This window comes from Actinomadura sp. KC216 (genome assembly GCF_004348535.1).
Lineage (GTDB): Bacteria > Actinomycetota > Actinomycetes > Streptosporangiales > Streptosporangiaceae > Spirillospora.
The window spans coordinates 1-9,877 of sequence record NZ_SMJX01000305.1 but is presented as its reverse complement, the minus strand read 5'-3'; the positions used below and the strand labels follow the sequence as shown (position 1 = coordinate 9,877).

General features: G+C 76.3%; 7 protein-coding genes, 1 pseudogene and 1 riboswitch. Of the genes and pseudogenes, 4 read left to right on the top strand and 4 right to left on the bottom strand.

From position 1 onward, the window contains the following. Positions 1 to 211: pseudogene (locus E1264_RS44890) on the top strand (cobyrinic acid a,c-diamide synthase); the annotation flags it as partial. On the opposite strand, the gene cobN reads toward E1264_RS44890, so the two are convergent. Continuing rightward, positions 148 to 3,777 carry a cobaltochelatase subunit CobN gene (gene cobN, locus E1264_RS34455; protein ID WP_132180334.1) on the bottom strand — a complete coding sequence of 1,210 codons (3,630 nt, stop codon included), beginning with the start codon at positions 3,775 to 3,777 and terminating at the stop codon, positions 148 to 150. The pseudogene E1264_RS44890 and the gene cobN overlap by 64 nt on opposite strands. Before the next feature lie 53 nt (positions 3,778 to 3,830). Then, positions 3,831 to 3,955, bottom strand: a riboswitch (cobalamin riboswitch). 67 nt (positions 3,956 to 4,022) lie between these two features. Here cobN and E1264_RS34450 point away from each other — a divergent pair. The 3 genes from E1264_RS34450 to E1264_RS34440 are packed head-to-tail and all read left to right on the top strand — an operon-like array spanning position 4,023 to position 7,239. Continuing rightward, complete coding sequence (locus tag E1264_RS34450; protein ID WP_207936599.1) at positions 4,023 to 5,132, top strand: precorrin-3B synthase; 1,110 nt, start codon at positions 4,023 to 4,025, stop codon at positions 5,130 to 5,132. Next, positions 5,129 to 5,749 carry a precorrin-8X methylmutase gene (locus E1264_RS34445; RefSeq protein WP_132180332.1) on the top strand — a complete coding sequence of 207 codons (621 nt, stop codon included), beginning with the start codon at positions 5,129 to 5,131 and terminating at the stop codon, positions 5,747 to 5,749. Before E1264_RS34450 ends, E1264_RS34445 begins: the two co-directional genes overlap by 4 nt. Before the next feature lie 2 nt (positions 5,750 to 5,751). Beyond that, positions 5,752 to 7,239 carry a precorrin-2 C(20)-methyltransferase gene (locus E1264_RS34440; RefSeq protein WP_132180336.1) on the top strand — a complete coding sequence of 496 codons (1,488 nt, stop codon included), beginning with the start codon at positions 5,752 to 5,754 and terminating at the stop codon, positions 7,237 to 7,239. On the opposite strand, the gene E1264_RS34435 is transcribed toward E1264_RS34440, so the two are convergent. The 3 genes from E1264_RS34435 to cbiE form a co-directional block, all read right to left on the bottom strand. After that, on the bottom strand, positions 7,230 to 7,961 hold the full coding sequence (locus E1264_RS34435) for a cobalt-precorrin-6A reductase (RefSeq protein ID WP_132180330.1): 732 nt from the start codon (positions 7,959 to 7,961) through the stop codon (positions 7,230 to 7,232). The two genes, E1264_RS34440 and E1264_RS34435, sit on opposite strands and share 10 nt — an antisense overlap. After that, a complete protein-coding gene (gene cobM, locus E1264_RS34430; RefSeq protein WP_132180328.1) occupies positions 7,958 to 8,701 on the bottom strand; it encodes a precorrin-4 C(11)-methyltransferase in 744 nt (247 codons plus the stop codon). The genes E1264_RS34435 and cobM overlap by 4 nt, the downstream gene beginning before the upstream one ends. Then, positions 8,698 to 9,877 (bottom strand): precorrin-6y C5,15-methyltransferase (decarboxylating) subunit CbiE (gene cbiE, locus E1264_RS34425; protein WP_132180326.1); only part of this gene is annotated, 1,180 nt, incomplete at its 5' end. The genes cobM and cbiE, both read right to left, overlap by 4 nt.

Below are 9,877 nucleotides of genomic sequence, written 5' to 3'. Positions count from 1 at the left end.
GTTCCACGGCCACGAGTTCCACCGGACGGCCCTGACCACAACCGCCGGTCCCCTCTTCCAGTGGGAGGGCGGGGCCGACGGGTTCGGCGACGGCCGGATCACCGCGTCGTACCTGCACCTGCACTGGGCCGGGCACCCGGAGGCGGCTCAGCGGCTGGTGTCGGCCGCGTCGTCGCCGTCGTCCTCCAGGTCGCCCTCCGCCTTGAGGTAGACCTCCTGGAGGCCCCGGAGGATCTCCGGGTCCGGGTGCTCCCACATGCCGCGCTCGGCCGCCTCCAGCAGCCGCTCGGCGATGCCGTGCAGCGCCCACGGGTTGGACTCCGCCATGAACGCGCGGTTCTCCTCGTCCAGGACGTAGGCGGCGGTGAGCCGGTCGTACATCCAGTCGGCCATGACGCCGGTGGTGGCGTCGTAGCCGAACAGGTAGTCGACGGTCGCGGCCAGCTCGAACGCGCCCTTGTAGCCGTGCCGCCGCATCGCCGCCAGCCAGTTCGGGTTGACGACGCGGGCGCGGAAGATCCGCGCGGTCTCCTCCGACAGGGTGCGGGTGCGGACCGCGTCCGGGCGGGTGCTGTCGCCGACGTAGGCGGCCGGGTCGCGGCCGGTCAGCGCCCGGACCGTCGCGATCATGCCGCCGTGGTACTGGAAGTAGTCGTCGGAGTCGGCGATGTCGTGCTCGCGGGTGTCGACGTTCTTGGCGGCCACGGCGATCCGCCGGTAGGCGTTCTCCATGTCGGCGCGGGCCGGGACGCCGTCCAGGTCGCGGCCGTAGGCGTGCCCGCCCCACACCGCGTACACCTCGGCGAGGTCGGCGTCGTCGCGCCAGTTGCGGCTGTCGATGAGCGGCAGCAGGCCCGCGCCGTAGGCGCCGGGCGGCGACCCGAAGACGCGGAGGGTGGCCCGGCGGTCGTCGCCGTGCCGCTCCCGGTCGGCGTTCACGTGGGCGCGGACGTGGTTGGCGTCGTCGGGCTCGTCGAGGGCGGCGACCAGCCGGACGGCGTCGTCCAGCATCGCGACGACGTGCGGGAACGCGTCCCGGAAGAACCCGCTGATGCGGACCGTCACGTCGATGCGCGGCCGGCCCAGCTCGGCGAGCGGGATCGGCTCCAGCCGGGTGACGCGGCGGGACGCCTCGTCCCATTCCGGGCGGACGCCGAGCAGCGCCAGCACCTCGGCGACGTCGTCGCCCGCCGTGCGCATCGCGCTCGTCCCCCACACCGACAGGCCCACCGAGCGCGGCCATTCGCCGTGGTCGGCGCGGTAGCGCTCCAGCAGCGACTCGGCCATCGCCTGCCCGGTCTCCCAGGCGAGGCGGCTCGGCACGGCGCGCGGGTCGACCGAGTAGAAGTTGCGCCCGGTCGGCAGGACGTTGATCAGGCCGCGCAGCGGCGACCCGCTCGGCCCGGCCGGGACGTAGCCGCCGTCCAGCGCGTGCAGGACGTGGTCGATCTCGTCGGTCGTGCGGGCCAGGCGCGGGACGACCTCCGCCGCCGCGAACGCCAGCACGCGCGCCACGGCCTCGCGGCGCTCTTCCGGGACCCGCGCGGCGATCCGGGGGGCCGCGTCGGGCGACCAGCCAGCGTCCTCCATGGCCTGGACGAGGGAGCGGGCCGCGGCCTCGGCGGCGTCGACGTCGGCGCGGGCCTCGGTGCCGTCCTCGGTGAGGCCGAGGGCCTCGCGCAGGCCGGGCAGCGTCTCGCGTCCCGACCACATCTGCCTGGCCCGCAGCATGGCGAGGACCAGGTCGACGCGGGGCGCGCCGGCCGGCGCCTCGCCGAGGACGTGCAGGCCGTCGCGGATCTGCGCGTCCTTCACCTCGCACAGCCAGCCGTCGACGTGCAGGATGAAGTCGTCGAACTCGGCGTCGTGGGGGCGGTCGTCCAGGCCGAGGTCGTGGTCGAGCTTCGCGGCCTGGATCAGCGTCCATATCTGGGCGCGGATCGCGGGGAGCTTCGCGGGGTCCATCGCGGCGATCGTGGCGTGCTCGTCCAGGAGCTGTTCGAGGCGGGCGATGTCGCCGTAGGTCTCGGCGCGGGCCATCGGCGGGACCATGTGGTCCACGAGCACGGCGTGCGCGCGGCGCTTGGCCTGCGTGCCCTCGCCGGGGTCGTTGACGAGGAACGGGTAGATCAGCGGGACGTCGCCGAGCGCCGCGTCGGTGCCGCACGACGCCGACATGCCCGCCGCCTTCCCGGGCAGCCATTCCAGGTTGCCGTGCTTGCCGACGTGCACGATCGCGTGCGCGCCGAACTCGTCCGACAGCCACCGGTAGGCGGCCAGGTAGTGGTGGCTCGGCGGCAGGTCGGGGTCGTGGTAGATCGCGATCGGGTTCTGGCCGAAGCCGCGCGGCGGCTGCACCATGACGACGACGTTCCCGGCGCGGAGGGCGGCGAGGACGATGTCGCCGTCCTGGACGAACAGCTCCCCGGGCGGCGGGCCCCAATGCCGCTCCATCCCGTCCCGGAGATCGGCGGGGAGGGTGCGGTACCAGCGCTCGTAGGACGCGGCGGAGATCCGGACGGGGTTGCCCGCGAGCTGCTCCTCGGTGAGCCAGTCCTCGTCCTGCCCGCCCGCCGCGATCAGCGCGTGGACGAGCGCGTCGCCGTCCTGGCCCGCGACTCCCGGGAAGCCGTCGCCGAGGTCGTAACCGGCGCCGGCGAGCCGGGACAGGAGCCGGACGGTGCTCGCCGGGGTGTCCAGCCCGACGGCGTTGCCGACGCGGGAGTGCTTCGTCGGGTACGCCGACAGCATCACGACCAGGCGGCGTTCGGCGGGCGGGGTGTGCCGGAGGCGGCCGTGCCGGACGGCGATGCCCGCGACCCGCGCCGCGCGCTCGGGGTCGGCGGCGTAGACGGTCAGGCCGTCCTCACCGGTCTCCTTGAACGAGAACGGGACCGTGATGATCCGCCCGTCGAACTCGGGGATCGCGACCTGCGACGCGGCGTCCAGCGGGGACAGGCCGTCGTCGCTCTCCTCCCAGTCCGCCCGGGGCATGGTGAGGCAGAGGCCCTGCAGGATCGGGACGTCCAGCTCGGCGAGGGCGCCGACGTCCCACGCCTCGTCGTCGCCGCCCGCCCCGGCGGTCGCGGGCCGCGACCCGCCCGCCGCCAGCACGGTCACGACCAGCGCGTCCGCCTCGCGGAGCGTGTCGAACAGCCCCGGCTCGGCGGTGCGCAGCGAGGAGCAGAACACCGGCAGTGCCCGTCCTCCCGCGTCCTCCACGGCCGTGCACAGCGCCTCCACGAAAGCGGTGTTCCCGGCCATGTGGTGGGCGCGGTAGTACAGCACCCCCACCACGGGACCCTCGGACGTGCGCGGCTCGCGCTCCAGCCGTCCCCACGTGGGGGTGGGCTGCGGCGGCGCGAACCCGCGGCCGGTGAGCAGCACGGTGTCGCACAGGAAGGCGTGCAGCTCGGCGAGGTTGCCGGGGCCGCCGTGCGCGAGGTAGGCGTGCGCGTCGGCGCACACCCCGCCGGTCACGGTGGACAGCTCCATCAGCTCGGCGTCGGGTGCCTGCTCGCCGCCGACCACCACGACCGGGCGGTGACCGGCGAGCAGGGCGTCGAGACCGTCCTCCCAGGCGCGCCGCCCGCCGAGCAGCCGGACGACGACGAGGTCGGTGCCGTCGACCAGCTCCGGCAGGTCGTCCACGGCGAGCCGGGCGGGATTGCCGAGCCGGTACGCGGCGCCGGACGCGCGGGCGCTCAGCAGGTCGGTGTCGGAAGTCGAGAGCAGTAGGACGGTGCGCTCCTGCGCGGGCGTGTCGGCGGTGGACACGGCAGATCCTCCCCCTGGGGTCCTCGCCCCTGTCGCGGGTGTCACGACCGCCGGAGTCTCCTGGCTCCCGGATCAGCGCTCACCCCGGCCTTCCCGTCCGCGTGGGACCGTGGCCGTGTGCGGGGCTTGCTTCCCGGTGACAGTGGCGGGACCGCGCCGGATTCACACCGGCTTCCTCCAGACCGTCGTGGCTCAGAGCGTACGGCAGCGAGGGCCGTCCGCAAACTGCCGTTAGCATCCTCATCGTGCGGAATGTCGATGCGGTGGGGCGGTCGCGTGCGGACGCGTGCCCCGGGACGCTGCAGACCCATGACGCCGCGGACGGGCCGCTGGCACGCGTCCGCGTCCCCGGTGGCTCGGTGACGTCCGCGCAGCTCAGGACGCTCGGCGCCGCGGCCCGCGAGCTGGGCCTGGACGTCATCGAGCTGACGTCCCGCGGCAATCTCCAGCTGCGCGGCGTGCGCGATCCGGCGGCGCTCGCGGAGCGGGTCGCGGCCGCCGGGCTGCTGCCGTCGCCCGCGCACGAGCGGGCGCGCAACATCGTCGCGTCGCCGCTCGGCGGTCGCGGGAGGCACGGCGTCCTGGACACGGACCCGCTGGTCGCGGAACTCGACCGGGCGCTGTGCGCGCGCCCCCCTCTGGCGGGGCTCCCGGGCCGGTTCCTGTTCGCGCTGGACGACGGTACCGGCGACGTCGCCTCCCTGGGCGCCGACCTGACGCTCGTCCCCGGCGGCCTGCTTCTCGCCGGCGCCCGCCTCGACCTGCCGTACGACGACCCCGTGCCGGTGCTCGTCGCGGCGGCGGAGGCGTTCCTCGACGTCCGCGGCGACGCGTGGCGGCTGGCGGAGGTGCCGGGCGGGGCGCGCCTCGTCGCGGAACGCCTGGGCGGGACCGTGGCGGACGGGCCGCGCGTCCCGGAGCCCCCGCCTCCGCACGCGGGGATCGTCGAGCAGCGGGACGGGCGCGTGGCGCTGGAGGCGGTGCCGCCGCTCGGGCGGATGCCGGGAGCCCAGGCCGAGGCGCTCGCCGCGATCGCCCCCGGCGTCCGGGTGACGCCGTGGCGCAGCGTCGTCATACGGGACCTCACCCGCGCCGACGCCCGCCACACCGCGGCACGGCTGGACGCGGCGGGGTTCGCGACCGACCCGGACTCGCCGTGGGTCGGCGTCACCGCCTGCACGGGCAGCCCGGGCTGCGCGAGGTCGCAAGGCGACGTCCAGGGCGAGGCCCGCCGCTGGGTGGACGGCCTGGAGCACGCACCGCGAACGCCGGTGCACTGGGCGGGGTGCGAGCGGCGCTGCGGGATGCCCCGCGGCCCGGTCGTCCTGAAGACGGTAGGCGGTCCGGAGCGGTGACCGACTACATCCGCGACGGCGCGGAGATCTACCGGCGGTCGTTCGCGACCATCCGCGCCGAGACCGACCTGTCCGGCCTGCCGGACGATGTGGCGCGCGTCGCCGTCCGCATGATCCACGCGTGCGGGATGACCGACCTCGTCGACGACCTCGCCTGGTCGCCGGGAGTCGTCGCGAAGGCGCGGGCCGCGCTGCTGGACGGCGCGCCGGTGCTGTGCGACGCGCGGATGGTCGCGGCCGGCGTCACCCGGGCGCGGCTGCCCGCGGGCAACGAGGTCGTGTGCACGCTCGGGGACCCGCGCGTCCCGGCGCTCGCGGCACGGCTCGGCACCACCCGCAGCGCGGCGGCCCTCGACCTCTGGCTGGACCGGCTGGACGGCGCGGTCGTCGCGATCGGCAACGCGCCCACGGCGCTGTTCCGGCTGCTGGAGCTGGTCGCGGACGGCGCGGGCCGCCCGGCGGCGGTCCTCGGCGTGCCGGTCGGGTTCATCGGCGCGGCCGAGTCCAAGGACGCCCTCGCCGCCAGCGATCTGCCGCACCTGGTGGTGCGCGGGCGGCGCGGCGGCAGCGCGATGACGGCGGCGGCGGTCAACGCCATCGCGAGTGAGGCGGAGTGATGATGGCAGGGCGGCTCTACGGCGTGGGCGTCGGGCCCGGCGATCCCGAGCTGGTCACCGTGAAGGCGGCGCGGCTGATCGGCGCGGCGGACGTGGTCGCCTACCACTGCGCCCGGCACGGCCGCAGCATCGCCCGCGGCGTCGCCGAGCCCTACCTGCGCGACGGGCAGATCGAGGAGCAGCTCGTCTACCCGGTGACCACGGAGACGACCGACCATCCCGGCGGTTACCAGGGCGCGCTGGAGGAGTTCTACACCGCCTGCACGGCCCGGCTCGCCGCGCACCTGGACGCGGGGCGGACGGTCGTCGTCCTGAGCGAGGGCGACCCGCTGTTCTACGGCTCCTACATGCACCTGCACAAACGGCTCGCGCCCCGCTACCCGGCCGAGGTGGTGCCGGGCGTCACCTCGCTCAGCGCGGCGTCGGCCGCGGCGGGTCGCCCGCTGGTGGAGCGGGAGGAGACGCTGACCGTGCTGCCCGGCACGCTTCCCGGCGACGAGCTGGCCGAGCGGCTGCGTGCGGCCGACGCGGCGGCCGTCCTCAAGCTCGGCCGGACGTTCCCGAAGGTCAGGCAGGCGTTCGAGGACGCCGGACGGCTCGGCGACGCCTGCTACGTCGAGCGGGCCTCCACCGGCCGGGAGCGGATCGCACCGCTCGCCGACGTCGATCCGGCGGACGTCCCGTACATGTCCCTGGCTCTGCTGACGAGCCCGGCGGGGAAGGCGTTCACCGCGCCCGCGCCCACGCGGGCGGAGGGGCCGGGAGGCGTCACGGTCGTCGGGCTCGGCCCGGCCGGTCGGCCCTGGCTCACCCCGGAGGCGCAGGACGTCCTGGCGTCCGCCACCGACCTCGTCGGCTACGGCCCGTACCTGGACCGCGTGCCGCCGAACCCCCGGCAGCGGCGGCACTCCAGCGGCAACCGCGTCGAGGCCGACCGGGCCCGGCACGCGCTGGCGCTCGCGAGGGACGGCGCGCGGGTCGCCGTCGTCTCGTCCGGCGACCCCGGCGTGTTCGCGATGGCGACCGCCGTGCTTGAGGCGGCGGCCGACGACGAGTTCGCGGACGTGCCGGTGCGGGTCGTGCCCGGGCTGACCGCCGCGCAGGCCGTCGCCGCCCGGGCGGGCGCGCCGCTCGGCCACGACTTCTGCGTCCTGTCGCTGTCCGACCTGCTCAAACCCTGGGACGTGATCGCCCGGCGGATCACCGCCGCGGCGCGGGCCGATCTGGTGCTCGCCCTGTACAACCCGTCGTCGAGCCGCCGCAGGCACCAGCTCGACGCGGCGCGCGACCTGCTGCTGGAGCACCGCTCGCCGGAGACGCCGGTGGTGGTCGGGCGCGACGTCGGCGGCCCCGAGGAGAGCGTCACGGTCACGACGCTCGGCAAGCTCGACACCGGCCGGGTCGACATGCGCTGCCTGGTCATCGTCGGGTCGTCCACGACCCGGGTCACCGGCCGCGGAGCCGTCTACACACCGCGCCGCTACCCCTGAGCCCAGCGCGCGGCGGCGGCGACATCACCGGTCGTCTCGACGCCGCCCGGCGGGCGCGGCCGGTCCACCATGATCACCGGCAGCCGGTAGGCGCGGGCGGCGGTGAGCTTCGCGCGGGTCATCGTGCCGCCGCTGTCCTTGGTGACCAGCACGTCGAGGCGGTGCTCGCGGATCAGCGCCCGCTCGCCGTCCACCGTGTAGGGGCCGCGGGAGAGCAGCACCCGCACGTTGGACGGGACGGGCGCCTCCGGCGGGTCGACGGATCTGGCGAGGAACCACACGTCCGTCCGGGCGGCGAACACCGGGATGCCGCTCCGGCCGGTGGTGAGGAAGGCCCGGGCGCCGCCCGGCAGCGCGGCGGCGGCCTCGCGCAGCGAGGGGACGCGCCGCCAGTCGTCGCCGTCCTCCTCCCGCCAGCCGGGCCGGCGCAGCGCGAGCAGCGGCACCCCGGCCAGCGCCGACGCCTCCGCCGCCGACGCGCTCATCCGCTCGGCGAAGGGGTGCGTGGCGTCCACCAGCCGGTCGATCCGGTGCTCGCGGAGCCACGCCGCCAAACCGGCCGGGCCGCCGAACCCGCCGACGCGCACGTCCCCGGCGGGCAGCCGCGGATCGGTGACGCGCCCGGCCAGCGACGACACGGCGTGCACGCCCGGGACGTCCGACAGCCACGCCGCGAGGTCGCGGGCCTCCGCCGTCCCGCCGAGGATCAGGACCCGCGTCACACCCGTTCCCGCGCGGCGCTGTAGAGGTGGCTGTCGGGGAACGCCGTCGCCGCCAGCACCCGCCCGACGACGATCACCGCGGTGCGCTTCACCCCGGCCTCGCGGACCAGGTCCGCGATGCCGGCGAGCGTGCCGCGCAGGATCAGCTCGTCCGGGCGGCTGGCGCGGGCGACGACCGCGACCGGGCAGTCCGCGCCGTAGTGCGGCAGCAGCTCGGCGGTCACCTCGTCGATCCGCTGGACGGCCAGGTGCAGCACCATCGTGGCGCCGCTCGCGCCGAGGGTGGCGAGGTCCTCGCCGTCCGGCATCGGCGTCGCGCGCGCCGCCGTGCGCGTGAGGATCACCGTCTGGCCGACGCCCGGGACGGTCAGCTCCCGCCCCAGCGAGGCCGCCGCCGCGGCGAACGCCGGCACGCCCGGGACGATCTCGTGCGGCACGCCCGCCGCGTCCAGCCGCCGCACCTGCTCGGCGACCGCGCTGAACACCGACGGGTCGCCCGAGCACAGGCGGGCGACGTCCAGGCCGTCGCGGTGCGCGGCGGTCAGCTCGGCGACGATCTCGTCCAGCGTCAGGTTCGCGGTGTCGACGAGCCGGGCGCCGGGCGGGCAGGCGTCCAGCAGCTCGCGCGGCACCAGCGACCCCGCGTACAGGCACACCGGCGCGGACTCCAGCACCCGCAGCCCCCGCACGGTGATGAGGTCGGCGGCGCCGGGACCGGCCCCGACGAAGTAGACGGTCATGGCGCGTCCTTCCTGGTCGTCCAGATGGTGACGGGCATCGCCGGGCGCCAGGCGGTGAACCCGCCCAGCGGCGCGGCCCGCTCGACGCCGACGCGCACCAGCTCGCCGCCGTGCGTCTCCCGGGCCCGCGCGACCCGCGCCTCCGATTCGAGCGTGACGGCGTTGGCGACGAGCCGCCCGCCGGGTCTCAGCGCGTCCCAGCAGCGTTCCAGCAGGCCGGGCACGGTGAGTCCGCCGCCGACGAACACGGCGTCGGGGGCGGGCAGGCCCTCCAGCGCGTCCGGCGCCCGGCCGGTCACGACACACACCCCGGGCACACCGAGCGCTGCGGCGTTCCGGCCGATCCGCTCCGCGCGCTCGGGATGGCTCTCGACCGCGACCGCCGCGCAGGACGGATGCGCCCGCGCCCACTCGATCGCGACGCTGCCCGCGCCCGCGCCGACGTCCCACAGCAGCTCGCCCGGCAGCGGCGCGAGACGCGCCAGGGTGACCGCGCGGACCTCGCTCTTGGTGATCTGCCCGTCATGCTCGAACGCGTCGTCGGGAAGCCCGGGCGTGCGGGGCAGCGGCGCGGCGCCCGGTCCTGGCGCGCACTCCACCGCGACGATGTTCAGCGCGGACCCGGCGGGCTCCGTCCACTCCCCCGCGACGCCGTCCCGCACCGTCTCGCCCGCCGCCCCGAGGTCGCACAGGACGGTCATCCGGCTCGGGCCGAACCCGCGCCCCGCGAGCAGCGCCGCCACGACCGCCGGCGCCTCCCGTCCCGCGCCGAGCACCAGCACCCGCCTGCCGGGCGCGACCAGCGCGTTCAGCGTCTCCGCCGGGCGGCCGACGAGGCTGACGACGTCCACCCGCTCCAGCGGCCACCCGAGCCGGGCGCACGCCAGCGACACCGACGACGGATGCGGCAGCACCCGCAGCCGCGCCGGGCCGAGCAGCTCCGCGAGCGTGGAGCCGATCCCGTAGAACATCGGGTCGCCGCTGGCCAGGACGGCGATCACGCGGCCGTCGTACCGCCGGATCAGCCCGGGCAGCGCGGGCAGGAGGGGCGACGGCCACGCCACCCGCTCGGCCTTCCCCTCGGGAACCAGAGCGAGCTGGCGGCTGCCGCCGAGGAGCACCTCCGCTCCACGCAGCGCCTCGCGGGAGGTCTCCGCGAGCCCGTCCCACCCGTCG